The 24363-nt window shown below is 65.0% G+C and carries 23 protein-coding genes; 9 read left to right on the forward strand and 14 right to left on the reverse strand.

What is annotated here, in order from left to right; all coding sequences use genetic code 11:
* The coding region (locus AB4Z10_RS28515) for an integrase core domain-containing protein (RefSeq protein ID WP_441473775.1) at window positions 1-246 on the forward strand (246 nt) is incomplete at its 5' end.
* 100 nt (window positions 247-346) lie between these two features.
* Here AB4Z10_RS28515 and AB4Z10_RS28520 read toward each other — a convergent pair.
* Window positions 347-1285 (reverse strand): helix-turn-helix domain-containing protein, encoded by a 939-nt coding sequence (locus tag AB4Z10_RS28520; RefSeq protein ID WP_441473776.1) that lies wholly within the window; start codon window positions 1283-1285, stop codon window positions 347-349.
* A gap of 270 nt (window positions 1286-1555) precedes the next feature.
* Between AB4Z10_RS28520 and AB4Z10_RS28525 the strand changes: the two genes are divergently transcribed.
* The gene (locus AB4Z10_RS28525) at window positions 1556-1933 is read left to right on the forward strand and encodes a MarR family winged helix-turn-helix transcriptional regulator (RefSeq protein WP_441473777.1); all 378 of its coding nucleotides are present in this window, start codon (window positions 1556-1558) and stop codon (window positions 1931-1933) included.
* 400 nt (window positions 1934-2333) lie between these two features.
* Window positions 2334-3524: an MFS transporter gene (locus AB4Z10_RS28530; RefSeq protein WP_441473778.1), complete on the forward strand. Its 1191-nt coding sequence runs from the start codon at window positions 2334-2336 to the stop codon at window positions 3522-3524.
* Between the two features lie 200 nt (window positions 3525-3724).
* Here AB4Z10_RS28530 and AB4Z10_RS28535 read toward each other — a convergent pair whose 3' ends face one another.
* On the reverse strand, window positions 3725-4615 hold the full coding sequence (locus tag AB4Z10_RS28535; RefSeq protein WP_441473779.1) for a LysR family transcriptional regulator: 891 nt from the start codon (window positions 4613-4615) through the stop codon (window positions 3725-3727).
* 258 nt (window positions 4616-4873) lie between these two features.
* Here AB4Z10_RS28535 and AB4Z10_RS28540 point away from each other — a divergent pair, with 258 nt between their 5' ends.
* Window positions 4874-5983 (forward strand): alkene reductase, encoded by a 1110-nt coding sequence (locus tag AB4Z10_RS28540; RefSeq protein ID WP_441473780.1) that lies wholly within the window; start codon window positions 4874-4876, stop codon window positions 5981-5983.
* 135 nt (window positions 5984-6118) lie between these two features.
* Here AB4Z10_RS28540 and AB4Z10_RS28545 read toward each other — a convergent pair whose 3' ends face one another.
* From AB4Z10_RS28545 to AB4Z10_RS28590, 10 genes are all read right to left on the reverse strand, one after another.
* Complete coding sequence (locus AB4Z10_RS28545) at window positions 6119-7090, reverse strand: tripartite tricarboxylate transporter substrate binding protein (RefSeq protein ID WP_441473781.1); 972 nt, start codon at window positions 7088-7090, stop codon at window positions 6119-6121.
* Window positions 7091-7114: 24 nt separating this feature from the next.
* Entirely contained in the window at window positions 7115-8623 is a 1509-nt protein-coding gene (locus tag AB4Z10_RS28550; protein ID WP_441473782.1) for an aldehyde dehydrogenase family protein, read from the reverse strand.
* Between the two features lie 187 nt (window positions 8624-8810).
* Complete coding sequence (locus AB4Z10_RS28555; protein ID WP_441473783.1) at window positions 8811-9824, reverse strand: LysR family transcriptional regulator; 1014 nt, start codon at window positions 9822-9824, stop codon at window positions 8811-8813.
* Window positions 9825-9914: 90 nt separating this feature from the next.
* Window positions 9915-10874 (reverse strand): D-2-hydroxyacid dehydrogenase family protein, encoded by a 960-nt coding sequence (locus tag AB4Z10_RS28560; protein ID WP_441473784.1) that lies wholly within the window; start codon window positions 10872-10874, stop codon window positions 9915-9917.
* A gap of 82 nt (window positions 10875-10956) precedes the next feature.
* Window positions 10957-12342 (reverse strand): dicarboxylate/amino acid:cation symporter, encoded by a 1386-nt coding sequence (locus AB4Z10_RS28565; RefSeq protein WP_441473785.1) that lies wholly within the window; start codon window positions 12340-12342, stop codon window positions 10957-10959.
* 106 nt (window positions 12343-12448) lie between these two features.
* Window positions 12449-12799, reverse strand: a complete 351-nt coding sequence (locus AB4Z10_RS28570; protein ID WP_441473786.1) for a cupin domain-containing protein — start codon at window positions 12797-12799, stop codon at window positions 12449-12451.
* Window positions 12800-12803: 4 nt separating this feature from the next.
* A complete protein-coding gene (locus tag AB4Z10_RS28575) occupies window positions 12804-13844 on the reverse strand; it encodes a quinone oxidoreductase family protein (RefSeq protein WP_441473787.1) in 1041 nt (346 codons plus the stop codon).
* 25 nt (window positions 13845-13869) lie between these two features.
* Window positions 13870-14784, reverse strand: coding sequence for a beta-keto acid cleavage family enzyme (locus AB4Z10_RS28580; protein ID WP_441473788.1), 915 nt, complete (start codon window positions 14782-14784; stop codon window positions 13870-13872).
* A 10-nt stretch (window positions 14785-14794) separates the two neighbouring features.
* Entirely contained in the window at window positions 14795-15601 is an 807-nt protein-coding gene (locus AB4Z10_RS28585) for an SDR family NAD(P)-dependent oxidoreductase (RefSeq protein WP_441473789.1), read from the reverse strand.
* A gap of 39 nt (window positions 15602-15640) precedes the next feature.
* On the reverse strand, window positions 15641-16579 hold the full coding sequence (locus tag AB4Z10_RS28590) for a dioxygenase family protein (protein WP_441473790.1): 939 nt from the start codon (window positions 16577-16579) through the stop codon (window positions 15641-15643).
* Window positions 16580-16723: 144 nt separating this feature from the next.
* Between AB4Z10_RS28590 and AB4Z10_RS28595 the strand changes: the two genes are divergently transcribed.
* Complete coding sequence (locus AB4Z10_RS28595; RefSeq protein WP_441473791.1) at window positions 16724-17764, forward strand: LacI family DNA-binding transcriptional regulator; 1041 nt, start codon at window positions 16724-16726, stop codon at window positions 17762-17764.
* A 279-nt stretch (window positions 17765-18043) separates the two neighbouring features.
* On the opposite strand, the gene AB4Z10_RS28600 is transcribed toward AB4Z10_RS28595, so the two are convergent.
* Together AB4Z10_RS28600 and AB4Z10_RS28605 are read right to left on the reverse strand one after the other, a co-directional pair.
* A complete protein-coding gene (locus AB4Z10_RS28600) occupies window positions 18044-19006 on the reverse strand; it encodes an LLM class oxidoreductase (protein WP_441473792.1) in 963 nt (320 codons plus the stop codon).
* A 39-nt stretch (window positions 19007-19045) separates the two neighbouring features.
* Entirely contained in the window at window positions 19046-19714 is a 669-nt protein-coding gene (locus tag AB4Z10_RS28605; RefSeq protein WP_441473793.1) for a DsbA family oxidoreductase, read from the reverse strand.
* 98 nt (window positions 19715-19812) lie between these two features.
* Here AB4Z10_RS28605 and AB4Z10_RS28610 point away from each other — a divergent pair, with 98 nt between their 5' ends.
* The 4 genes from AB4Z10_RS28610 to AB4Z10_RS28625 all read left to right on the forward strand — a co-directional run bounded on the left by AB4Z10_RS28610 (window position 19813) and on the right by AB4Z10_RS28625 (window position 24363).
* Window positions 19813-20736: a LysR family transcriptional regulator gene (locus tag AB4Z10_RS28610; protein ID WP_441473794.1), complete on the forward strand. Its 924-nt coding sequence runs from the start codon at window positions 19813-19815 to the stop codon at window positions 20734-20736.
* Between the two features lie 98 nt (window positions 20737-20834).
* Complete coding sequence (locus tag AB4Z10_RS28615; RefSeq protein ID WP_441473795.1) at window positions 20835-22016, forward strand: FAD binding domain-containing protein; 1182 nt, start codon at window positions 20835-20837, stop codon at window positions 22014-22016.
* 204 nt (window positions 22017-22220) lie between these two features.
* Window positions 22221-23438, forward strand: a complete 1218-nt coding sequence (locus AB4Z10_RS28620) for an ABC transporter substrate-binding protein (RefSeq protein WP_441473796.1) — start codon at window positions 22221-22223, stop codon at window positions 23436-23438.
* 34 nt (window positions 23439-23472) lie between these two features.
* A complete protein-coding gene (locus AB4Z10_RS28625; protein ID WP_441473797.1) occupies window positions 23473-24363 on the forward strand; it encodes a branched-chain amino acid ABC transporter permease in 891 nt (296 codons plus the stop codon).

Here is a 24363-nt window from a genome sequence, read left to right on the forward strand (position 1 = left end):
ACGCTCGACACGCTCGACTTCTCCCGCCCGGGAAAGCCGACCGACAATGCCTTCATCGAAGCCTTCAACGGCCGTTTCCGCAGCGAGTGCCTGAACACGCACTGGTTCCTGACGCTTGCAGATGCGGCCGAAAAGATGGAGGCTTGGGTCAGATACTACAACGAGGATCGGCCGCACGGGGCCATCGGCAACAAGCCACCGATCCTGCTGCAAAATCCCGGCGGGACACCCAGCTCACCGCCGTGATCGAAGGCCGGAAACTCCAGCCTCCGGCGGTCCAGCAAACGGTCTCGGATCAACCCAACTCAGGACTCTCCCTCAGACCGGAGGAGAAAAGGGTCTCAGGTCAGGCGTCTTCGGAGAGCTGAGCGGTCCGCGATCGCCGCCATGCGCCGGGGCTTTCCCCGGTCATCTGCCCGAAGACGCGTGTGAAGTGGCTCTGGTCGCCGAACCCGCAAACGAGAGCGATATCCGATAGCGGCAAATTTCCCTTTGTCAGGAGCTTTTTTGCCTCTTCGATACGGAGTTGCGTGAGATAGCGCTGTGGCGCGACGCCCATGCTGCGACGGAAGGCTCTGGCGAAATGGCTCGGGCTTAGCCTGCACTCGTCGGCGATCTGCGCGATTTTCAGGTTGGAAGCGAGACGGGCGGCCATCATTTCCGTAGCTCGCCGTCTCTGCCACGGAGCCAATCCAGTCGCATGTTCTTTTTCAGGAGGCTGCAGATGTCCGTAGCTCTCCATAAAATGCGTCAGGAGCGCGATGGCCAGCTGATCGATCAGGAGCTGATTTGAGTTCGGCGCTGCGGCGGCGTGGATGAGGGCGTTGGATAATCCCCAGAGAACGTTGTCAGGAATCCCAGTCTGCCAGCTCAACGACGTGATTGCTCCTACGCTGCACTGTTTGGCGAATGATGCCAGGCCAGCGACGGAGACGTAGAACTGGAGGGCGTGGAACTCGCCGCTGAACTGCCATTGTGGACGATCGCGTAGATCGACGATCTCCACCTCCCTGGCGTGGACAGGGCTAGAGATATCCAGGTGTCCGCGAAGCCAACGCGAGCGGCGTTGTAGATCGCTGAACTGATAGAGGATTGAAAACGCCGCATCGGAGGCAATCGGCAGGGTTCGTTCCCTTGATTGCCGACAGCAACGCAGGTGGGTTGCGACGAGCGCCGGCTGTCCCTCGACCTCGAAGGAGGCGAGGGCGTTCCCTGTCATACCGAAATGGTCCACGGCACTCTGGCCGTAGAAGCCCCGATGAAGGGTCGACAGCGCTTCGCCCATGACCATCACACCATGACCGTTGCCGGCATCCCGACACGTAGAACCGCGCGATCCGGACGCGGCGGCCTGCCTCACAGAGCAATCCGGAATGTCACCAGAAACACTTGACGTCGGCACGATTATTTATCCCGCGACATAATTCGGCCGTCAAGTTCCAATTTGATGGGAATGCGCTAGCCTGACGAGAATGAATCGAGTGCCAGCCGGCTGGGACGGAACATGCTATCGCTAGACCAACACATCTGCTTCGCGGTCTATTCGACCGCACACATGTTCAATCGCGTCTATCGTCCATTGCTCGACGAATTGGGGCTGACTTACCCGCAGTATCTGTGCCTTGTCGTGCTCACCGACGAAGGTGCGCAACCCGTTGGCGCGATCGGAGAGCGTCTTAAGCTTGAATCGAGCACGCTCACGCCGATGCTCAAGCGTTTGGAGAAGGCGGGGCTTATCTCTCGCGCTCGGGCCGTGACTGACGAACGTGTCGTCACGGTGGATTTAACCGCCTCGGGTAGAAAACTTCTCGAAAAGGTCCCTCCGATCAACATTGCGATTGCAGACGCCATCGGCGAGACCGAAGAACAGCGTGAAAAAATTCGGCAAGCCATTCTCGCAATCCGGGATCGGCTGGAGGCGAAGGCCGGATAGGCGCTGCCGCGGTCCGGTAAGTCGAAACCTACCAGGACCGAAGATGCCAGACCCAATGGCAGCCCAGCAATTTGTCGCTGAGAATTTTAGGGACCTCCTGCGCCGCTGGCACGGCTTTGACGCGCATGTCGGTCATTGGTTTCGATCATGATGGCTAAGGAGCCGCGCCGCGAGGCTGACAAGGGTCGCCGCGTCGAACCGACGGCCCAACGCTAAAAAAGGGCTCAGCAACCTTGGGCAGCCGCCGCAAACGCTAGCGGCAGCACGGGCATTTCGCGTCCTTATTCCATCAAAGCTCGATGTATAGGACCATCAATCTGGGTCAGTAAATCGAAGCGTGCAGGGCAGTTAAGTTCCGAAACACAAGGCCAAGATGACATCGGAACGAAAGAGATCCCCCATGGCTAGCATCACTGTCGAGACCCCATCGAGAGGTCTCTCGCCCCTCACGACCTTCGCGATGGCCGGTGCCGCCGGCATCGCGGTCGCCAACATCTATTACAACCAACCCATGCTCGGGCTGATTGAAGCCGACATCCCTGGCTCGCTGACAGCGCTCGTCCCGACCGCGACCCAGTTGGGGTATGCAGCAGGCTTGTTTCTGCTGGTACCTCTCGGCGATGTCGTTGAACGCAGACGCCTGATCGTTCTTCAATTCGGACTGCTCGCGCTTTCCCTGATTTTGGCGGCTATGGCGCCGAACGCGGCGATGCTCGTGCTCTCTTCGGTCGCCGTGGGTCTGACGGCGACCGTCGCCCAACAGATCGTTCCATTTGCCGCGCATTTGGCGTCGCCGGAGCGACGGGGAGCGACGGTTGGAACCGTCCTCGCCGGAATTTTGACCGGTATTCTTCTCAGCCGAACTTTGGCTGGTATCGTCGCAACTCACGGCGGCTGGCGTGAGATGTTCTGGCTGGGCGCTCCCATGGCGCTCCTGGCTGCCGGTCTCGTGATATTGGCCCTGCCTCGCAGTGAGCCCGATTCTCAACTCAGCTACGGGCGGCTGCTCCGCTCGATCGCCGGTCTTTGGCGCGAGTTTCCGCAGCTGCGGCTGGCAGCCACGACGCAGGCCCTGATCTTCGCGGCCTTTACAGCCTTCTGGACCGTGTTGGCGTTCCGTCTTCAGGCGCCTCCCTTCGGCATGGGTGCTGATGTTGCAGGACTGTTTGGGGTTGTGGGCGCAGTCGGCATCTTCGCAGCTCCGCTGGCCGGGCGTTTCGCGGACTCGCATGGGGCGGCGCCGGTGGTTGCGCTGGGAGCCGTGCTCACCGTCATGTCCTGGCTGGTGTTCGGGCTGTGGACCTCCTTGCTGGGTCTGGTCGTCGGCGTGATCCTGCTCGACTTCGCCATGCAGTCGGCGCTCGTCGCGAACCAGCACATCGTCTTCGCCCTGCGGCCCGAGGCCCGTGCACGACTGAACACCATCTTGATGGGCGCGATGTTCCTGGGCGGGGCGGCCGGATCGGCCGCGGGCACTGCGGCCTGGCAGTTCGGAGGCTGGACCGGTGTCGTGGCGCTGGGACTCGTGCTCGGGCTTCTCGCGGCGCTGCTGCAGGTTGTTAGAACCCGCCCGCTTGCACGCAAGCACTGACCGTACGACGCGGCGCCTCGACGAACGCCGAGGCGCCGCCCAAATCTCCAATGTCTACCCGCCCGCAAGTCGAGAATAGCAGTGTTCCGGCCAGGAGGTGCGCTGTTCGGCCCTGCTGGAATGCTGCAATTTAGGGGCGCGAAAAACGCACGGTGAAAACAACTCGCCGCGTCCGAAAAAAAGGCAACGAAGCGAGCTGCTCAGTCCAGTGGCCAGAGGTTGTCATCAAGCCTGGCTCGAAGCTGCTCGACGAATAGTCTGACCTTTGACGGCAGAAATTGGCGGCTCGGATAGACTGCGGAGACTGACAGGGTTTCGGCAATTGCATCATGCAACGGCAGGGGAACCAGCGAGCCGTCCTTTATCTCGCTGTGCACGTCCCATTCGGAGAGAAGCGCGATACCGAGGCCTTCGACGCATGCACGGTGCAGTATCTCGATCGAGTTCGCCGTAAACCGCCCGCCGGCAAGCTGTGTAACCTGCTTGCCTCCTTGACGAAACGACCAATGGGTTTGGCCGGCGAGCGACAGGCATTCATGGTTCGCGAGGTCGCTTAGCTGTCCCAGGGGGCCCGCGCGTTCCAGATAGCTGGGGGCGGCGACGAGTATCCGCGTACTGTCGAACAAGCGCCGGGCGATCAGGTCGCTGTTTCGAAGCTGAGCGATTCTGATCGCAAGATCGTAGCCCTCGCCAACGAGATCGACCAAGCGGTCTGTAACCAGAAGGTCGACCTTGATCTTCGGGTGCTGGTTCATGAACGTGGCGATGAAGGGCACGATGACCTTTCGCCCGAATGCGGCCGAGGCGGTCACGCGCAAAAGACCGCTCGCGTCCGTGTTGCCGGCGATGCTCGCAATGGCCGCCGCTTCCGCTTCCAGCATGGCTTGCGCGTGGGGAAGAAATGCCACGCCAGCTGCGGTCGGAGATAGGGACCGGGTGTTGCGCTGGAGGAGACGGACGCCAAGCCGTTGTTCCAGTGAAGCCAAGCTGCGCCCAGCGGCCAACGATCCGAGACCCAAGCGACGCGCCGCGCCGGCAAGGCTCCCGGCGGAAACCGCTTCAACGAAAACGGCGAGAGAGACTGAGTCCATTCAGGTTTTCCGTAAAGCAGGGCGCCAAAACTGGCGCTGACGCGCTGTGACGATCGCCCGGCGCAATTGCCCCGTCATCGATCAAGACTTGTCGCCTCAAACGCCCTGACGATACCGGGAGGGAGTTGATGTTCCCGTGGGGCGACTGCCCGGAGCGTCTGCCTTTGCTCGCCACGCAAAAATGAACTCCGGCAACGTTGGATTATCATGCAGGCCCGACGGTTACATCTCTTGGCGACATCAGCCGAGAGATGAAGCATGACCCAGATCTTTGAACCTTTGACACTGCCTTCGCTGCAGCTGCCGCACCGGATTGCAATGGCTCCTCTGACGCGATCGCGCGCTGGCAAGGGGAACGTGCCGACCGCGATGATGGTCGAATATTATAAGCAGCGAGCGAGCGCGGCGCTTATCGTGACCGAAGCGACTCAAGTATCTCAGCAGGGTCAGGGCTATGCCTGGACGCCTGGCATTCATACGCCTGAGCAGGTTGCCGGGTGGAAGGCTGTCAGCGATGCCGTTCACGCCGCGGGCGGGCGGATATTCTTGCAGCTCTGGCATGTGGGGCGCGTGTCGCATCCGAGTTTTCAGCCAGGCGGAGCAGCTCCGGTTGCGCCGACCTCTATGGAAGTCCAGGGCAAGACCTTCATCGTCGATGAAAACGGGCAGGGGGCTTGGACCGATATTCCCGTCCCGCAGGAACTTGCCATCGAAGGTATCGAGGCGATCGTCGAAGACTATGTGTCTGCCGCGCGAAATGCGCTCGCTGCCGGAATGGACGGGGTCGAAATTCACGCCGGAAACGGTTACCTCCTCGATCAGTTCATCAATAGCGCCAGCAATCGCAGGACCGACCGGTATGGCGGGAGCTCGGAAAATCGGGCCCGGCTGCTCATCGAGGTGGTCGATCGGATCAGCCAGGTCGTGGATTCGCGGCGAGTTGGTGTTCGCTTGACGCCGATGGGCCGTTTCATGGGAATGGACGATGAGACGCCTGAGAAAACCTTCGGCTACATCGTGGACGAGCTCGACAAGCGCAACCTCGCCTATCTGCACCTCGTCGAGCCGGAAATCGTCGGGACCGAGAAGCACGCCGTTCTCGATCCGCGCTGGGATGCCATCATTCGCGATCTGCGCCGACGCTTTCATGGCGTCCTGATGCTGGCGGGAGGCTATGACGGTTCCAAGGCGGCAGAGGCGCTTGAGACGGGCAGGGCGGACATCATCGCCTTTGGCCGGCTCTTCATTGCCAATCCGGATTTGCCCGAGCGTCTGAAGCAGGTCGCGGAACTCAATGTGCCGGACAGCGCGACATTCTTCGGAGGCACGTCGCGTGGGTACACGGACTATCCGTCGCTCTCCGCTTAGAGCGCTTTCGCGCGAACTGGACACCGGTTCGCGTGAAAGACAATGCGATAAAACAAAGCCTTGGAGCATTTCCTTGATGCACGGAAATTCTCCAGGGCACGATCGGATCGGCACAGGCGGGAGGCCGCGCTCCCCTCAGTCCAGCTTCAGCTTGCGCTGGGTGACGAGGCGCGTCCACTTGCCCTGCTCGGTCCGGAGCGTGCTGGCGAACTGGTTCGGCGTGCTTGCCACGCCGGTGAGGCCCTGCTCCTGGAGGCGCGCTGCCAGGGCGGGCTCCGTCACGATCTTGCGGATTTCGGCGTGGAGCCGGTCAATGATCGGCTGCGGCGTGCCGGCCGGAGCGAGCAGGCCGACCCATGAGTTGACGGTGAAATCGGGATAGCCGCTCTCCGCCACGGTCGGCGTATCCGGATAGGCGGGAACCCGTTCCGCTCCCGTCTGTGCCAGTGCGCGCAGGGCGCCCGCCTTGACATGCGGATGCGCGAGCGAAGCCGACAGGAACATCATCTGCACCTGCCCGCCGACCAGGTCCTGCTGGGCCGGGCCGCCGCCGCGATAGGGCACATGGGTGATGGTCGTGCCGGTGGCTTCTTGGAACAGCTCCGCCGTCAGGTGATTGCTGGAGCCCGCGCCGACCGACGCATAGTTGAACTTGTCCGGCTGCGCCTTGAGCAGGGCGACGAACGCCTTCAGGTCGTTAGCCTGGACACGCGGATTGACGACCAGGACCAGCGGATTGCTGGCGATCTGCGTCACAGGCTTCAGATCCTTCAACGAATCGAAGCTCAGCTTCGGAAAGACCAGCGGATAGGTCGCATAGCTGTCAAAGATCATAAGCAGCGTGTGCCCGTCCGGCTCCGAGCGGGCGACCTCGGCCGATCCGATCGTGCCGCCCGCGCCGCCGCGATTGTCGATCACGACAGGCTGCCCGAGCGCTTGTTGCAGGGAGGGCTGCAACTGGCGGGCGACGGTGTCGACGAGGCCTCCGGCGGGGAAGGCGACGATCAGGCGGATCGGCTTGCTCGGCCAGCTTTGCGCCTGCGCGAGTGCGGGCAGCATCAGCAGCAGGGCGCCTGCGGCAGCCAGCTTGAGAGCCTTGCGGATCATGGGGTGGTTTCCTCCCTGGTGTTTTCAGCGCTGGAAATGGGGTGGGATCTCGGCGTCCACGTTCACCCAAACGCTCTTGACCTGCGTATATTCGTGCATCGCGTCGAAGCCCATCTCGCGGCCGTAACCGCTCTTGCCGACGCCACCGAAGGGCGAGCCGGGGTTCACGCGCTTGTAGCTGTTGACCCAGACCATTCCGGCATTGAGATCGCGGGCGACGCGATGCGCGCGGCTCAGATTCTGTGTCCACAGGCCGCTGCCCAGGCCGTAATCGGTGCCGTTGGCGATCTGCAGCGCCTGCTCGTCGGTCGAGAAGGTCAGCACGGTGGCGAAGGGGCCAAACACCTCCTCTTGTGCGACCCGGTCGCGGAAGGACTTCGCCCTGACCACAGTCGGCTCGACATAGCAGCCCCCGGCAAGCGCGCCTGCCGGTGCCTTGCCGCCGGCCAGGATATCGCCACCCTCCTGCATGGCGGTGTCGACATAGGACAGGACACGTTCGCGATGCTGCATGCTTGTCAGCGGACCCATCTCGGTGGCCTCGTCCAGCGGGTTGCCGAGCCGGATCGAGCGTGTCAGCGGCAGGAACTGGTCGAGGAAGGCGTCGGCGATCTTCTCGTGCAGCAGTAGGCGCGCTCCGGCGATGCAGGCCTGACCCTGATTGTGGAAGATCGCCCAGGCGCTGCCGTTCACGGCAGCTTGCAGCGGCGCATCCTCGAAGATGATGTTGGGGCCTTTGCCGCCGAGTTCGAGCTGGACCTTCTTCAGATTGCCGCTGCTGGCCTGGACGATGCGCCGGCCGGTGGCGGTGCTGCCGGTGAAGGCGATCTTGGCGATGTCGGGATGCTCGGCGATGTATTGTCCTGCGACGCTGCCGAGCCCCGGCAGCATGTTAACGACGCCGTCGGGTAGGCCGGCCTGCGCCATCAGTTCGGCGATCTTGAGCGAGGTCAGCGGCGTGATCTCGGCCGGCTTCAGGACGATGCAATTGCCGGCCGCAAGCGCCGGGGCCATCTTCCAGCTCGTAAACATCAGCGGGAAGTTCCAGGGCACGATCTGCCCGACGACGCCGACCGGCTCGCGCAGGGTGTAGTTGAGGAAGCCCGGCTCGACGGGAATGGTCTCGCCCTGGAACTTGTCGGCCATGCCGCCGAAATAGCGGAAGCAGGCAGCGGTGCGGGGAACGTCGAGACGCCGCGAATCCCGCAGCGGATGACCGGTGTCGAGCGTTTCCAGCCGCGCGAGGTCTTCCGCATGCGCCTCGATCAGATCGGCCAGGCGCAGCAGGATGCGCCCGCGTTCGGCCGCCGCCATCCGGTTCCAGGCCGGGAAGGCGCGTTGGGCAGCGACGACGGCGGCGTCCACATCCTCCCGCCCCGCGACCGCGACCTGCGCGATCACGCTGTTGTCGTGCGGATTGAGCGTTGCGAGGGTTTCGCCGGAGATTGCGTCGGTGAAACGGCCGTCAATGAAGAGCTGATGCCGGATGGGCGTCGTCAACCCGAGTTTCGCTTCGAGATCGGCGAAGCTCATGGGGCGACGTCCGATTGCGGGATCGTTGCGCGATTGCCGTATCTCATGACCCCTCTCGCGACATGACAGTGCCTGTCACGGCCGCTCGGGGGCGGTCATGTCCGATCGGTGAAGGTGCCTTCGCCGGGCAGCTGTGTTGTGGTGACCGGCCGACCTTAGGGGAGGCGCGCAGTGTTCGATAGCTGCCTCACGCCGAGCGCATTGTTCGGTGATCCCGACTAATCGCCATGAGGTCCGCGGCGAGTGCGGCGCCGTTTTCATCGTGCGGCGTCGCCGGAAGTAGACCCGCTTCGATCAGGGCCTCGTCCCAGGGCGGCAACCCGCCGAAGGTTGCGCGGATATGGTCGATGAACAGCTTAAGCTTGAAGGTCTGGCGTGACGTCACTGCATAGACCGCGTTCAAGGGGAAGGACGACAGGGAGTATTGCGGCAGCACGAGCTCCAACCGGCCCCTCTGGATCTGTTCGCTGGCGAGCAGCGTCGGCAGGCAGACAATGCCGGCCTGTTCCTGCGCATATTCGCAGAGCAGATGAACGCTGTTGGTCAGCAGCGTCGGGGCAAGGTCGACGATCTCGGCCTGCCCGTCGCGGTGAAACGTCCAGCGGTCGCGCGTCGGATAGCCGGAATAGAGGCCGAGCCGATGATGATGCAGATCGCGCGGGTGCAGCGGCGTGCCATGAGCTGCAAGATATTTGGGCGCCGCGCAGAAGACGCGCCTGACGAAGAACAGAGTTCGGGAGATGAACTCGCCGGATGTCGGCTGGAACATCTGCAGCGCGCAGTCCACGCCTGCCTTGATCGGGTCGACGACGACGTCGCTGACCGTCAATTGCATCTGGAGCTCGGGGTGAGAACTCTGGAAATCCCGGAGCAGCGAGGCGAACCGCCCCAGAACCAGCCCCGTCAGCGCATGGACCTTCAGAGTGCCGGCCGTTCCAGCCGGATCGATGCGCATCTCGCCGAGCAGATCCTTCGCCTGCCGGACAAGCGCGGCGCATTGAGGCAGGAAGGACTGCCCCAGCTCGCTGAGCCGCACCGCACGGGTGCTGCGATGGAGCAGCGGGCCGCCGACGAACTCCTCAAGCTGCTTGATGCGGTCCGTCACGACGGAGCGGGAAACACGCAGCTGTCGCGCCGCCTCGACGAAGCTGCCTGTCTCCGCGACGCGGACGAAGGTTTCGATACTCTCAAGCCGATCCATGATGCGCAACCCAGGAGAGCAAATTGCCGGAGAAGCGCGAACCGATCATGCGCGCTCGGTTCAATTCGGCCACTGCGTCTCTCGCCGCCTTCAGGGCGATGCGCGATCGTCCAACCATTTCAGGATGTTCGCGACGGTATCGCCGTAGAAGCGCTCATACAGGTTCTGCGAGACGTAACCGATATGGGGGGTGGCGAGCAGGTTCGGCAGGTTGCGGAACGGATGGTCCGGGGGGAGAGGCTCCTGATCGAAGACGTCGATGGCGGCGCCGGCGATCGTCTTCTTCTCCAGAGCGGCGATCAAATCGGCCTCGACGACGATCGGCCCGCGCGACGTGTTCACGAGCCGGGCGGTAGGCTTCATCAGCGCCAGCTCCGCCGCGCCGACGAGCCCGCGGCTGCGGCCGCTCAGGACCAGATGGACGCTGAGGAAGTCCGCCTGGCGGAACAGATCCTCCTTCGAGACCCAGGTCGCACCCGCTTCCTCGGCCCGTTCCGCGGTCAGGTTCTGGCTCCAGGCAATCACGTTCATGCCGAAGGCCTGGCCGATCCGGGCGACGGCGGTGCCGATATTGCCGAGGCCGAGAAGGCCCAGGGTCCGTCCGCTGAGATCGCCGCCGATACGGCGCTGCCAGCCGCCGGCACGAAACGAGGCGTTCTCGTCGACCAGTCCACGTGCGCTTGCCAGGATCAGCGCCCATGTCATTTCGATGGTCGGCGCTGTGGAGTAGCCGGTAAAGGCGACCTGTATACCGCGCTCCTCAGCCGCCTTGGCATCGATCGAGGCGTTGCGCGCGCCGGTCGAGGCGATCAGGCGCAGCCTCGGGAGGCTTTCAATGATCGCGCGCGTCATCGGCGTGCGCTCACGCATGATGCAGACGACATCGAACGGCTGAAGGCGCGCGATGACTTCAACCGGATCGGCGAGATGGTCGTTGAACACGGTGATCCGCGCTCGCCCGTCGAGCGCGGACCAAGCCGCCATCGACAAGGCCACGTTCTGATAGTCGTCTAGCACGGCGACGTTCACGGGGGTGGAGGGGGCTGGCATGCGCTCGTCCTCATGATCTCGGGCAGTGCTTTGGCTCGCGGGACGCTAGCCGCCCCGCAAGCTTGCGACAATCGTTGACGCCTCAGGCTTGCCCCGTGGCGCCGCTCAGCGCCTCGCCCGTGCGGACGGCGAGGCCGTGCGTGCCGGGGGCAATCGCTGGATGCTCCTCTGTCGCCGTATCGGGCAAGGCTTCTCCCGACAGCGCTGCCTCGAGCTTCGCCTGATCGAGCTCGCCCTCCCAGCGGGCCATGACCAGCGTCGCGACCCCGTTGCCGATCATGTTCACCAGGGCGCGGGCCTCGCTCATGAAGCGGTCGATGCCGAGGATCAGCGCCATGCCGGCGACGGGGATCGCGGGCACCACCGAGAGCGTGCCGACCAGCGCGATGAAGGAGGCGCCGGTGACGCCGGAGGCGCCCTTCGAGGTCAGCATCGCCACGGCGAAGATCGCGAGCTGCTGGTGCAGGCTGAGGTCGGTATTGGTCGCCTGCGCCACGAAGAGCGCGGCGAGCGTCATGTAGATCGAGGTGCCGTCGGTGTTGAAGACATAACCCGTCGGCACGACCAGCCCGACGACCGGTTTCGAGCAGCCGGCGCGCTCCAGCTTCTCCATCAGGCTCGGCAGGGCCGAGTCGGAGGAGGAGGTGCCGAGGACGATCAGGATCTCTTCCTTGATGTAGGCCAGGAACTTCAGGATGCTGAAGCCGGCCCAGCGGGCGATGAGGCCGAGGACGCCAAGGACGAAGATCGCGCTGGTCAGGTAGAAGGTCGCAATCAGCAGGAAGAGCGGCCCGAGCGAGCCGACGCCGTAGCGGCCGATCGTGAAGGCCATGGCGCCGAAGGCGCCGATCGGGGCAAGCTTCATGATGACGTTGATCGCGCCGAAGACGAGCTTCGCGCCGGCATCGATGACATCGCGCACCGGCCGCGCCCGCTCGCCGAGATGGGAGAGTACATAGCCGAACAGGATCGAGATCAGCACCACCGGCAGGATGTCGCCCTTGGCGAAGGCGTCGACGACGGTGTTGGGGATGACGTTGAGCAGGAACTCGGTGATCGTCTGCTCGCCGGCCTTGCCAGCATAGGCGGCCACGGCTTTGGCATCGAGCGCCGAGGGGTGCGCGTTGAAGCCCGCGCCCGGCTTGACGACATTGGCGACGACGAGGCCGATGACCAGCGCCAGCGTCGAGACCACCTCGAAATAGATGAGCGCCTTGCCGCCGACGCGGCCGACCTTCTTCATGTCGCTCATGCCGGCGATGCCGGAGACGACGGTACAGAAGATCACCAGCGCGATCACCATCTTGATCAGCTTGATGAAGCCGTCGCCGAGCGGCTTCATCTCGACGCCGATCGACGGCCAGAAATGGCCGAGCACGATGGCGAAGGCGATGGCGATCAAGACCTGGATGTAGAGAATATTGTACCAGCGCTTGGCCGGGCGGGGTGAAGGATGATCTGCAGCCATTTTGGTCCTCCCTGGGCGCACGAGGGCGCCGCCGCGGACGGACGCGCCCGCGCTTGGTTGTGTTTCTTGGCTAGGCGTTTCGCAGTCTCTTCGTGGTCGCGCCGATTCAGGCCGGCGTCGGAGGCTGGAGCGACATGACGAGCAGGATCGAGGCGGGCGCGTTCGTTTCGTTGCTGAGCTGGCGCCCCTCGCCGGGCGCGATCCGGCAGGAATCCCAGCGGCTCAGGCTGACTCTGTCCTGTCCGTTCGAGACGGTGACGGTGCCGTCGAGCACGACATAGAGCTTCTCGACGGCGGAAGCGTCGAGCGTCGTGCCGCCGCCGGGCGCGATGGTCGAGACGCCAAGCCACGCCGTGTCGGCCGGGCCGGCCTCGCGGCCCTGCAGCCGAACCATCTTCATCAGCGCATGGCCGGGGGCGTCATAGGGCGGGGCCTCGCCGAAGCGCACGACATGCATGGCGTCAGGCTCCCGGCACCAGCACGACGCGTTCGCGTGAGGAGCCCATCACCGCCTGATAGGCGGCGTGGGCGTCCTTGAGCGCATAGACCGCGCTGTCCTTGATCGGGAAGGGCTTCAGGAAGCCGACAGCGAAGCCCGGAGCGAGATCGCGCAGGATCGCACCGGTTTCGACCGAGCTCAGCGCGATGGTGTCGATGCCGACATAGGTGTGACGGCCCTTGTAGAAGGCCAGGATATCGAAGGTGACGAAGCGGTCGATCACGGCGATGAAGATCGCCCGGCCGCCGACGGCCATGGATTTCTGCCCGATCTCGTAGAAGGGGTCGCCCACCGTGTTGAAGACGATGTCGGCGCCCTTGCCGCCGGTGAGCTCGCGCACCCGCGCCGGCACATCCGTGCCGCTGGCGGAAATGACCTCGACCGGGCCGCTGGCATGGCCGGCATAGGGTTCCTGCCGGCGGGTGATGCCGATGACCTTGGCGCCGCGCCAGCTCGCGATCTGCGCAGCGGCCTGGCCGACCTTGCCGTTGAGGCCGAGGATCAACACGGTCTCGCCAGCCTTGGGCAGGCCGGCGCGCCGCAGACCCTCCCAGGCGGTGACGAAGGGCACGCCGATGCCGGCGGCCTCGCGCATCGTGACACCCGCGGGGATCTCGACGACCGCATCGGCCTCGACGATCAGATGGCTCGCCTGGGCGCCGTCCTGGCGGATGCCGAGATCGCCGGAGGAGCCGAAGACCTGCTTGCCGAGGAGGCCGGCCGGCCCGGCGACGACCGTGCCGGCGAAATCGCGGCCCGGCGTGCGTGGGAACACGGCATAGGGCATCAGCCCCGTCGCAGCCTTGGCGTCGGACGGGTTGACGGCCGCGGCCTGGATTTCGACCAGAACCTCATGGGCGGCGAGCGGGCGTAAGGGGCGTTCCTCGATCGGCAGCGCGATCTCTTCATAGCTCGCGGCCTTGGTATGGAGCCGCAGGCCGCGCACGGTCTGCGGGCGGGTGGCCTGGGCTTCGCGAATGAGGGCTTGGGTGGCAGGGGACATGATGGTTCGCTTCCGATGAGAGAGGTCAGGCCACCCGCTTCGCGCCGGCGGCGTGGTCGGGCAGGCCGATGAGGGCGCGGGCTTCCTGCGGGGTGGCGATCTGGCCGCCGAGGTCCTCAACGATACGGCGGGCCTTCTGAACCAGCGCCGCGTTCGAGGGAGCGAGGACGCCGTGGTCGATATAGACACCGTCCTCCAGTCCGACGCGGACATGGCCGCCGGCGAGATAGGAGAGCGCTACGCTCTGGAAGGCCGAGCGGCCGATGCCGATCGCGGTGAAGAGCGCGCCTTCAGGCAGAAGGCCGCGGGCATAGAGCACGGTCTCGGGCGAGGGCTGGAAGCCGTAGCGCACACCCATCACGAAGGAGGTCAGCGGCTTCGGCTGCAGCGTGCCGTCCTTGATCAGGTCGGTGAGCAAGGCGATGTCGCCGGAATCGAACAATTCGATCTCCGGGCGCACACCGGCCTCCGCGATTACCCTGGCCATGCGGCGGACGTTGCCGGGCGTGTTGATCACGACCTCGCCGCCGGAATTCATGGTGTTGAGGTCGAGCGTGCAGATATCGGGCTTCAGCGCCGCGACGTGGGCGACGCGCTCTTCAGGCACCATCAATGTCGTGCCGGGGCCAGCGACTTTCGGATCCTGTTCGGAGGGTACGAAGCGCCCGCCCGGACCGGTCGTGAGGTTGATAATGAGATCGGGATTGCCGGCGCGGATGCGCTCGACCACCTCGCGATAGAGCGCAAGCTCCATCGAGGGCCGGCCACTCTGCGGATCGCGGACATGGATATGGGCGATCGCCGCACCGGCTTCCGCCGCTTCGAGCGCGGAATTGGCGATCTGCTCCGGCGTGATCGGCAGATGCGGGCTCTGCTCGGGCCTGGTCAGGTTGCCGGTGATCGCACAGGTGATGAAGACTTTCGGGAGGGGCGCGCGCATCGGTTCGCCCTCAGAGCGCCCGGCCGCCATCGACCTGGACGGTATGTCCGGTCGAGTAGCCAAGCATGGTGGCGCAGGCGGTGATGGCGGCGGCGATGTCCTCGGCCGCGCCGATGCGCTTCAGCGGCGTCGAGGCGCTGACCTTGTCGTTGAAATCCGCGCCGCGGCCAGGGACGAACTCGGTGTCGACCACGCCCGGCGAGACAGCGAGCACGCGGACCTCCGGCGCTAGCACGCGGGCCAGCGCCTTGGTCATCACGTCGATGCCGGCTTTGGCGGCGCAATAGGCGATCGAGGAGCCGACGGCGGTGAAGGCGGCGATCGACGAGATCGAGACCACCAAGCCGTCACCCGAGGCCTTTAGCATCGGCGCGAAGGTGCGGATCGTCGCGAATTGCCCGCGCCAATTGACCTGCAGCATGCGGTCGATCAGCTCGTCGGTGAGCGCGTCGAGGTCGGCATGGGGCACCGGCTTGGTGTAGCCAGCCGCGTTGATCAGGATGTCGAGCTGGCCGAAGCGGGCCTGAATGGCGTCGCGCAGGGTGATGAGCGAGGCGGTGTTGGCGACGTCGGCGACATAGGCGGCGTGTCCGTCGCCGAGATCCGCGATGAGGGCTTCGGCGGCCTGCGTATCGCGTTCGCTGTCGAGATGGGTGACGATGATGGTCGCGCCGGCGGCGGCGAGCATGCGGCTGGTGGCGGCGCCGATGGCGCCTGCGCCACCGACGACGAGTGCGACCTTGCCGTCGAGCGAGCGTGGATAGAGCTTCCGGATCGGTGCCGCGGCGAGGGCATCCGGTTGGGCGAGATGAGACATGGCTGTCCCTGCTCCTGACTGTGAAGGGGAATGCGCGGATCAGCGTATCGGGGGGACCGGCAGCTTGGCTTCGCCGGGTTCCATCACGAAGGTGTAGTCGAAGAGGTACCAGGGCCCATCGACATCGGCGGCGGGCGCGGGGCCGGTGCCGGGCCGAAAATCGCCGATGAGATGGCGGGTCACGCCGAAGACGACGTCCGTTTCCAGATGCTCGTCGTCATCGACGAAGACCTGCGTGATCAGCGTCTTGTAGCCCGGCTTGAAGCCGAGGAAATGCAGATGGGCCGGGCGGAACGGGTGGCGCTGCTGGGCCCGGAGCAACTCGCCGACCGGGCCGTCGGTCGGGACCGGATAGCCGGCGGGCTTCACCGAGCGGAAGGCGATGCAGCCATCGGCATCCGTGGTGAACTTGCCGCGCAGGTTCATCTCGGCTTGGCCGGGATCCTGGTTCTCGTAGAGCCCGACCGGCGAAGCCTGCCAGACATCGACCTCGACGCCGGCGAGCGGGCGGCCCTCGGGATCGGTGATCCGGCAATTTGCGAAGAGGGCGGGGCCGGGCGTCTCTGAGCGGATGATCGAGCCGCCGTTCGGTGTCGTCGGCGAATGCATCCGCCAGAACGGGCCGAGCAGCGCAGCGGCCGTTTCGGTTGCGCCATTCTGGCCGTTGTTCAGCAGGCAGACCAACGTCGAGAAGCCGATCGCGTCGGAGAACAGCACGGCTTCGTTATGGCTGTCATTGGTCGCCTGGCCGATGCGGTTGAGGACATCGAGGCCGAGTTCGAACTCGTCCTCGGTCAGCCGGACCTCCCGGGCGAAGGCATGCATATGTCGCACGAAGGAGGCCATGACCTCCCTGAGCCGGGCATTCGGGGCTCGCGACATCGCGTCGAGCACGACCGGCGTCACGGCATCCTGGGTCTCGATGATGTGGGAGCGGAGTGCGGTCTCTGCTCCCACGGGGGTTGCCCTCGCATTCATCGGTGTTTCCTCCGTCGCCTGTGCCGCGTCAGCGGTGCATTGTTGTGCGATCGATTGCATTAACAGTTATGCGATCGATTGCACGTTGTCAAGCGAGCCAAAAAATGCTCAGTTGCAGGCGACGATTCAGCCGGCGGAAAACTGATGAAATCCATGACCTTGGCGTCTGGCGGGCCACGTGTGGCGACACTCCAGTCGATCGCCGAGGCAGCCGGCGTGCACCGCTCCACGGCGGCGCGCGCGCTCGATCCCGCCCAGGCCCATCGGATCTCGCCGGAAGTGGTGGAGAAGGTGCGGACGGAGGCGCTGCGGCAGGGTTATCGCCGCGACGCCATCGCGGCCTCGCTGCGGACCGGCCGGTCGCGCCTGGTCGGCGTCGTGCTGCCGGACCTCGCCAATCCGGTCTTCGCGCCAATCCTCGATGGCATCGGCGCCGCCTTGGCCCAGGGTGGCTATTCGATGCTGGTGGCGGAAGGCGGGGCCGACGAGGGACGCCAGGTCGCGATCGTCGAGGAGTTGATTGCGCGTCGGGTCGACGGGCTGGTGCTCGCGACGGTGCGGCGCTCCGATCCGGTCCTGACCGTCTGCCTCGGCGCCGGCGTCCCGACCGTGCTGGTCAACCGGGCGGAGGATGATTTGCGCGCAGCGACCGTGGTTTCCGACGATATCGGCGGCATGCGGCTGGCGGTCGAACATCTGGTCGCGCTCGGCCATCGCCGGATCGGACACCTGGCCGGTTCCGAAGCGCTCTCCACCGGTGTTCTGCGTCGGCGGGGCTTCGAGGCGGCGATGGCGGCGGCGGGGCTCGATGCTTCGGCCGTTTCGGTGGCCCCCGCCTACAGCCGCCCCCTGGGGCAGGCGGCGACGGCGTTTCTCCTAGACACATGGCCCGGCCTGACCGCGGTCGCGGCGAGCAACGACTTGCTCGCGCTCGGCGCCTATCAAGAGCTGAAGCAGCGCGGGTTGTCCTGCCCCGACGATATATCGGTCGTCGGCTACAACGATATGCCGCTGGTCGACATGGTCGATCCGCCGCTGACCACCGTACGGATTGCTCATGCCGAGATGGGCCGGACCGCAGCGCAACAACTGTTGGAGCGTCTCTCGGACGCGGATGTTGCTGCGCGCATGCAATTCATGCCCGTCGAACTTGTCGTGCGCGCTTCGACGCAGGAGCCGAAATAAGGTTCCTCGCGACGCGGTCGCGTCCATCCCACTCGCTGTCATTCAATCGGAACGCGGTCGAAGAACTGCCTTCGGGCATGGTCGAAGGCTCAGCTCGGCCGGACTAAACCACTGTATGATTTCGTTCGGCACGAGATCAGCGCACTTGTCTGCAGACCACATCCACCATCGGCTGGATCGAAATGCGGATAAGAGGATCGAGGCTTCGCGAAAGAGCGGCAACGAAGCGCCGGCCCTGGCTGACACCCCTCGTCGCTCTTGGCCTGAAGGCCCCGGCAATCACCTGTYGGCGTGAGACGGAAACCCTGGCAGCACGAATTCCGCAAGCTCTTGCAGAACCCCCTTAGCCGGGCGCTGACTATGGCGCAGGTTGAAGGCGACGTGATGAACACCTTGCGTAGAAAAAGCAACGAGTCGCTCGATCAGGCGTTTCCGGCCGATTTGGTAGCCGAGAAAGATCGGTGACGGCTCGGTGTCGGGACCGTCTGTCAGGTCGATGAACATGGATTGTGCGAAGGGCCGAAAGGCGCCGCCGCCTTGGGTCTCGACCGCACGCTGCCAGAGATCGATGCGGGGCTTCTGCTCGGCGACGGGCCTGAAATAGGAGACCCAGCCATCGAGATGGCGCGCGATCCACTGGATGCTCTGCTGGGCGCTGCCCACTGCCAGGATTGGCAGGTGGCGCCCCGTTGCCTTCGGAAGCAGATCGAGGCCCTGCATCTCGCCGAAAGACCCGGCCAGGGCAGGGTAGTCCTCGGAGGTCGTCCGGCGGATGACCTCGACCGCCTCGCGAAAGATCGTGCCGCGCTCCTCATGGGAGCGGCCGAAGGCCGGAGATTCCCCCGCGCGATCGCCCGAGGCGGCGCCGAGCAGGAACCGCCCCCCGCTGATCACATCCACCGACGCCGCCGCCTTGGCGGTATGCAGCGGGTGGCGCAGCGGCAGGACGATTCCGGCGGCGCTGAGCGCGATCCTCTGCGTCACCGTCGCGAGCTGACCGAGCCAGACCCAGGGGTCGTAGATCTGCCCGGCGTCGTTGAAATCGGGATCGAACAGCGGCACGTCGCGGATCCAGAGCGTGGCGAAGCCGGCCCGGTCGGCCGCGACGGCAAGGTCGAGCTGGCCGGTCATGTCGGGCACGCCGTTGGTCAGCGGCGCCATCGGCAGCATCAGACCAAGCGTCATGCCGCCCGGCCGGAACATGCGCGCAAACCCTTTGTGCTGGAACGGTGTATCGGGCACGCGCATGTCTCCTTGGCGAGGTGGCCGGGATCGGGATCGTCAGCCGATGCTGCAAGCGCCGTCGACAAAGGCGGCATCCTGTTCGGCGGCGCGTCGCAGCGCGGCCTCGAAGGTCGCGACCGATTGTGCCCCGGAGATGATGTCGCCGCCGATGATGAAGGTCGGCACGCTGCGCAAGCCGGCCGCGCCTTGCGCCTCTTCATGGGCACGCACATCGGTGGCGGCTTCGCCATCGCGCAGGAAGGCCTCGGCCTCGGCCCGGTCGAGCCCCTGTTCGGCAGCGATTTCGACCAGTGTATCGAGATCACCGATGTCGCGCCCTCGCTCGAAATAGCCCGACAGAAGTGCTTCTGCGAGCAGCGTCGCGACGCCGTGACGCTCGCCGAGGTGCATCAGCCTGTGGGCTGCGAAGGTGTTCGGCGTCTTCTCCATGGCGGCATAGTCGAAGGCGGCTTCACCGTCCTTGGCAGCCGCGACCGTTTGCGCGTCCAACATGCTGCTGCGCTCCCAACTGCCGAATTTGAGCGAACGATAGGTGCGCCGGTTCATGCCTTCGGCCGGCATGGTCGGATTCAGCTCGAAGGGCTTCCATTGGATGTCGACGGCGACATTCTCGGGCAGGGATTCGATCGCCCTGGCCAGCCGGCGCTCGCCGATGAGGCACCATGGGCAGATGAAATCGGAAACGATCGTGACGGGAATGGACATGGTGGGTCTCCTTCTGCGACCCAATGTCGGTGTTGCTCCCTTCAGTGATAATAGACTGGTTGGCGAGATCATTATTGCTCACAAGGCAAAGGTGGGACATGGACAGATTTGCCGCGGCAAGCGCCTTTGCAGCCGTCGTCGAGCATGGTGGCTTCGCCCCGGCGGCTCGCCGCCTCGGCGTGGCCCCATCCTCTCTGACCCGGCAGCTCAATGGCCTCGAGGAGGCGCTCGGCGCGCTGCTTCTCAACCGTTCCACGCGCAGCGTTACGCTCACGGATGCCGGGCGGCGCTATTATGAGGATGTCCGCCGCATCCTTGAGGATCTTGAGAAGGCCGATCGGGCGGTAGGCGAGCGGGCCGGCCCGCCGAGCGGGCTGTTGCGGGTGACGATGCCGGTCGCCTTCGGCCGCCTCCATATCGCCCCTGCCTTGCCAGGCTTCCTGCGGCGCTGGCCGCAGGTTCGGGTTGATATCCAATTGACCGATGCAATGACCAATCTGGTGGAAGACCGGATCGACATCGCGATCCGCTTAGGGCCGCTGCAGACATCGAGCCTCGTCGCGCGCAAGCTTGCGCCGCATCGCCGCGTCATCTGCGCCAGCCCCGATTACCTGGGCGAACGTGGCGTGCCGCGCGAACCCCTCGACCTCGCGCACCACAATTGCTTGCTGTTCGACTATCAGACGCTCGACAACAGCTGGACGATGGCGCGCGACGGCAAGAGCGAGAAGGTACAGGTCTCCGGCAATCTGCGTGCCAACGGCTCAGAGGTACTGCGCGAGGCCGCGATCGGCGGCGCCGGCCTGATCCTCATGCCGACCTGGCTCGTCGGCGGCGACATCGCGGCCGGCCGGCTCCAGCCGGTGCTGGAGGAATGGTCGCCATCTCCCGGCGCTGAGGAGGGCGCCATCTCGGCCGTCTATCTCCACAATCGGCGCGGCTCCAAGAAGATCGGGAGCTTCATCGACTTCATGGCGGACCATTTCGGCGCGCCGCCCTATTGGGATCGTTACGCGCGCTAGCGATCTTTGCGCAAATCGCAACGAAGAAGCGCATCGAAGGCGAATTATCATAGCCGCGTGGGGTGATCATCTTGCTGTCGTCGAAAAGGAGACGACCCGTGCAGACATCACCTTCGTCGGCGCAATCGAAGCACCGCGCCCTGATCATCGGCGGCTCCCTCGCTGGCTTGTTCACCGGCAATATGCTGCGCAGCATCGGCTGGAACGTCGATATCTACGAACGCTCGCGCCATGACCTCGACAGCCGCGGCGGCGGCATCGTGCTGCAGCCCGACGTGGTCGAGGTGTTCCGCCGTAGTGTCGCTTCGCTCGCCGGAGGCGAGCTCGGTGTCGCTTCGCGCTATCGCACGGTCCTGCGGCCGGATGGCACGGTCCAATCCAAGCAGTTTGCCCCGCAGGTCCAGACCTCCTGGTCACTGATCTATACGACGTTGAAGCAGGCTTTCGGCGAGGCCCATTATCATTGCGGCAAGGTGCTGGCCCGTGTCGAGCAGAACGCCGGGGCCCGAACGGTCACCGCGTTCTTCGACGATGGCTCCAGCGAGACGGGCGATCTGCTCATCGGCGCCGATGGCGGCAACTCGACGGTCCGGGCGCAGATCTGGCCGCAGGAGCAGCCGAGCTATGCCGGCTATCTCGCCTGGCGCGGGCTCGTGCCCGAGGATGAGATGCCCCCAGTTGCGCGCGAGACGCTGCGCGGGGATTTCGGTTTCGCCAATAATCGCGGCTCGCACATCCTCGGCTATCTGGTCCCCGGTCTAGACAACGACCTGCGCCCCGGCCACCGGCTCTACAACTGGGTCTGGTACCGCGTTGCGAGCGATGACGAGATTGCCGGCATCATGACCGACCGAGACGGCCGCCAGCGCGGATACGCGATCCCCGAAGGGCTCCTGGCGCGGAAGTGGATCGCCCATCTCGGCCGCGAGGCGAGGGCGCTGCTGCCCCCTGCGTTCCGCGAAATTGTCGAGGCGACAGCGGAGCCTTTCGCGCAGGCAATCCGCGATCTCGCTTCTGACAATATGGTGGCGGGGCGGGTGATCATCCTCGGCGATGCCGCCGCGATCCCGCGCCCCCATACCGCGGCGAGCACATCGAAGGCGGCGGCGAACGCGCTGGCGCTTGCCGAGGAGCTTGAGCGGTCGCCGGATGATATCGAGGCCGCGCTCGCGCGCTGGGAGCCGGCGCAGGTCCGCTACGGCAAATTCCTGAAGCGGCAGGGCGTCGAGACCGGGGAATATCTGCTGTTTCACAGGGTTCACGCCTTGTCGCAGGCATAGACCGCCTTCGACACCGAGCCTTGCCGGGCAGGCATGAAGGATCGGCGGCGGCTGTCCAATCGCCCTCGCTCATTTCTCGAATTGATCGTTTGATAAATAGTTGTTGACAGGAGCGCGTCGCTGCGAAATTGTTTATCAAAAGATAAATGAAGACAGCAGACCTGCCGCCCGCAGAACAACCAGGGCCAACGAGCGAGGAACGCCATGAAGATCGACCGTCGCCGGCTGCTGGCCGGAGCTGCTGCTTTGTCTCTCCCCGCTTACATCCCCTCGTTGCGGGCGCAGCCGGCGACCATCAAGATCGGTTTCCCGACCTCTTTGACCGGCCCATTCGGGGCCGAGGCGCAGGACCAGGTCCGCGGCGCGCAGCTCGCGGTGCAGCAGTTCAACCAGGGCGGTGGGCTCGGCGGCCGGATGGCCGAATTGCTGGCGCGCGACGACAAGCTCAATCCCGGCGAGGCGGCGACCCGCACGCTGGAGCTGATCGAGAAGGATCAGGTCCAGTTCATGGCCGGCAGCCTCTCGGCAGCCGTCCAGCTCTCGATCAACAACATCACCAAGGAAAGGAGGGTCATCTTCAATTCCTGCAGCCAGTCGGATGCCATCAACGAGGCGCGTGACTGGTCGCGCTACACCTTCCACGAGGCGCTGAACCCGCACATGACGACGGGCCCGGTCGCGCGCCACGCCTTCAAGAGCTTCGGCAAGCGCGCCGCCCTGCTGACGGCGGATTATGCCTTTGGCCATGAATTGTCGCGGGCGGTGCGCCGCGTCGCGCAGGAGGCTGGCGCGGAGATCGTGACCGAGATCCGCCACCCGCTGGGGCAGGCGGATTACTCGACCTTCATGCCGCGCATCCAGGCTGCGCGCCCGGACGTGCTGTTCCTGCTGAACTTCGGCCGCGACCAGATGATCTCGGCGAAGCAGGTCGGCGATTTCGGTCTGAAGCGCCGCACGCGCGTCGTCGCCCCGGTGCTGGCCTTCTATGCCCGCGTCGCGGGCGGGCCGGACGCCTTCGACGGCGTGATCGGCGGCGCTCCCTATTTCTGGCGGCTGGAGGAGACCTCGCAGACGGCGCGCGCCTTCAATGCCGGCTTCCGGGCGGCCAATGCCAATCTCGACCCGTCCGACTATGCCGCCGTTTCCTATTCCGGTGTGCGGGCCATTCTCGAAGCCGCCAAGGTCGCCGGCAGCACCGACAGCGAGCGCGTCGCCGCGGCGCTGCGGGGGCTGCGCTACGACCATTACAAGGGGCCGCAATATTACCGCGCCTGCGACCACCAATCCGTACAGAGCGTGCTGATCCTGGAATCGAAGCGCGGCGGCAGCAGCGCCAACGACGTGTTCCAGATCATCGGCAGCGAGGGCCCCGAAGAGGCCATGCTGCGGAGCTGCTCCGAGCTCGGCCACGCCGGCAACTGAACCGCCGCAACGCATGCAAAAACGGGAGGCGCCCATGCCGCTCTCCGAGATGACGCTCGACCTCTTCCTGCTGCAGCTCTTCACCGGGCTGGCGTTGGGAGCGATCTACGCGCTGATGGCCATCGGCCTTTCGCTGATCTTCGGCATGCTGACCGTGGTGAATTTCGCCCATGGCGCGATGTTCATGGTCGGCGCCTATGCCGGGCTGGTGATCTTCAATGCAACCGGGAGCTTCTGGCTCGCCGTCCTCGGCGGTCCGCTCGCGGTCGCGGCGATCGGCCTTCTGGCCGAGCGCTTCCTGATCCGGCCGCTCTACGGCAAGGGCATCGACTATCCGCTGCTCGTCACCTTCGGCCTCTCCTATGTGATGGTCGACAGCATCCGCATGATCTTCGGCAAGGTCGGCATGCCCTTCGCCCAGCCGGAATGGCTGCAAGGCGCGACCGATATCGGGATCGGCTTCTTCCCGACCTATCGGCTGTTCGTGCTGGCGGCCTCGGCCGCGATCCTCGCCGCGCTCTATCTCTTGGTCGAGAAGACGCGCTGGGGTCTAGTGATCCGCGCCGGCGCCCGCGACGCCACGATCATGAAGGTGCTCGGCGTCGATGTGGCGCGGGTCTGGCTCGTCGTCTTCGGCATCGGCGCGGGGCTTGCGGCGCTGGCCGGCGTGCTGGCGGCGCCGCTGCAGGGCGTCACGCCCGAAATGGGCAATGCCATGCTGATCGAGGCTTTCGTCGTCACCGTGATCGGCGGCATGGGCTCGCTCGCCGGCGCCGTGCTGGCCGGGCTCATTGTCGGCGTCGTGGTCAGCATGACCTCGCTGCTCATGCCCGAGATGGCGCAGGTCTCGATCTTCATCCTGATGGCTTTGGTGCTGATCGTGCGGCCGCAGGGCCTGCTCGGCCAGACCGGGCTGATGTCGTGA

Source organism: Allobosea sp. RAF48 (genome assembly GCF_052114025.1).
Taxonomy (GTDB): Bacteria; Pseudomonadota; Alphaproteobacteria; order Rhizobiales; family Beijerinckiaceae; genus Allobosea.

Bases quoted from the DNA above. Each gene is read 5' to 3' on its own strand.
- AB4Z10_RS28530 (WP_441473778.1), top strand. From the start codon at position 2,334: ATGGCTAGCATCACTGTCGAGACCCCATCGAGAGGTCTCTCGCCCCTC.
- AB4Z10_RS28525 (WP_441473777.1), top strand. From the start codon at position 1,556: ATGTTCAATCGCGTCTATCGTCCATTGCTCGACGAATTGGGGCTGACT.
- AB4Z10_RS28535 (WP_441473779.1), bottom strand. From the start codon at position 4,615: ATGGACTCAGTCTCTCTCGCCGTTTTCGTTGAAGCGGTTTCCGCCGGG.
- AB4Z10_RS28570 (WP_441473786.1), bottom strand. From the start codon at position 12,799: ATGCATGTCGTGCGCTTCGGCGAGGCCCCGCCCTATGACGCCCCCGGC.
- AB4Z10_RS28555 (WP_441473783.1), bottom strand. From the start codon at position 9,824: ATGGATCGGCTTGAGAGTATCGAAACCTTCGTCCGCGTCGCGGAGACA.
- AB4Z10_RS28550 (WP_441473782.1), bottom strand. From the start codon at position 8,623: ATGAGCTTCGCCGATCTCGAAGCGAAACTCGGGTTGACGACGCCCATC.
- AB4Z10_RS28585 (WP_441473789.1), bottom strand. From the start codon at position 15,601: ATGTCTCATCTCGCCCAACCGGATGCCCTCGCCGCGGCACCGATCCGG.
- AB4Z10_RS28620 (WP_441473796.1), top strand. From the start codon at position 22,221: ATGAAGATCGACCGTCGCCGGCTGCTGGCCGGAGCTGCTGCTTTGTCT.
- AB4Z10_RS28545 (WP_441473781.1), bottom strand. From the start codon at position 7,090: ATGATCCGCAAGGCTCTCAAGCTGGCTGCCGCAGGCGCCCTGCTGCTG.
- AB4Z10_RS28560 (WP_441473784.1), bottom strand. From the start codon at position 10,874: ATGCCAGCCCCCTCCACCCCCGTGAACGTCGCCGTGCTAGACGACTAT.
- AB4Z10_RS28580 (WP_441473788.1), bottom strand. From the start codon at position 14,784: ATGCGCGCGCCCCTCCCGAAAGTCTTCATCACCTGTGCGATCACCGGC.
- AB4Z10_RS28610 (WP_441473794.1), top strand. From the start codon at position 19,813: ATGGACAGATTTGCCGCGGCAAGCGCCTTTGCAGCCGTCGTCGAGCAT.
- AB4Z10_RS28605 (WP_441473793.1), bottom strand. From the start codon at position 19,714: ATGTCCATTCCCGTCACGATCGTTTCCGATTTCATCTGCCCATGGTGC.
- AB4Z10_RS28625 (WP_441473797.1), top strand. From the start codon at position 23,473: ATGCCGCTCTCCGAGATGACGCTCGACCTCTTCCTGCTGCAGCTCTTC.
- AB4Z10_RS28565 (WP_441473785.1), bottom strand. From the start codon at position 12,342: ATGGCTGCAGATCATCCTTCACCCCGCCCGGCCAAGCGCTGGTACAAT.
- AB4Z10_RS28520 (WP_441473776.1), bottom strand. From the start codon at position 1,285: ATGGGCGAAGCGCTGTCGACCCTTCATCGGGGCTTCTACGGCCAGAGT.
- AB4Z10_RS28590 (WP_441473790.1), bottom strand. From the start codon at position 16,579: ATGAATGCGAGGGCAACCCCCGTGGGAGCAGAGACCGCACTCCGCTCC.
- AB4Z10_RS28595 (WP_441473791.1), top strand. From the start codon at position 16,724: ATGAAATCCATGACCTTGGCGTCTGGCGGGCCACGTGTGGCGACACTC.
- AB4Z10_RS28575 (WP_441473787.1), bottom strand. From the start codon at position 13,844: ATGTCCCCTGCCACCCAAGCCCTCATTCGCGAAGCCCAGGCCACCCGC.
- AB4Z10_RS28540 (WP_441473780.1), top strand. From the start codon at position 4,874: ATGACCCAGATCTTTGAACCTTTGACACTGCCTTCGCTGCAGCTGCCG.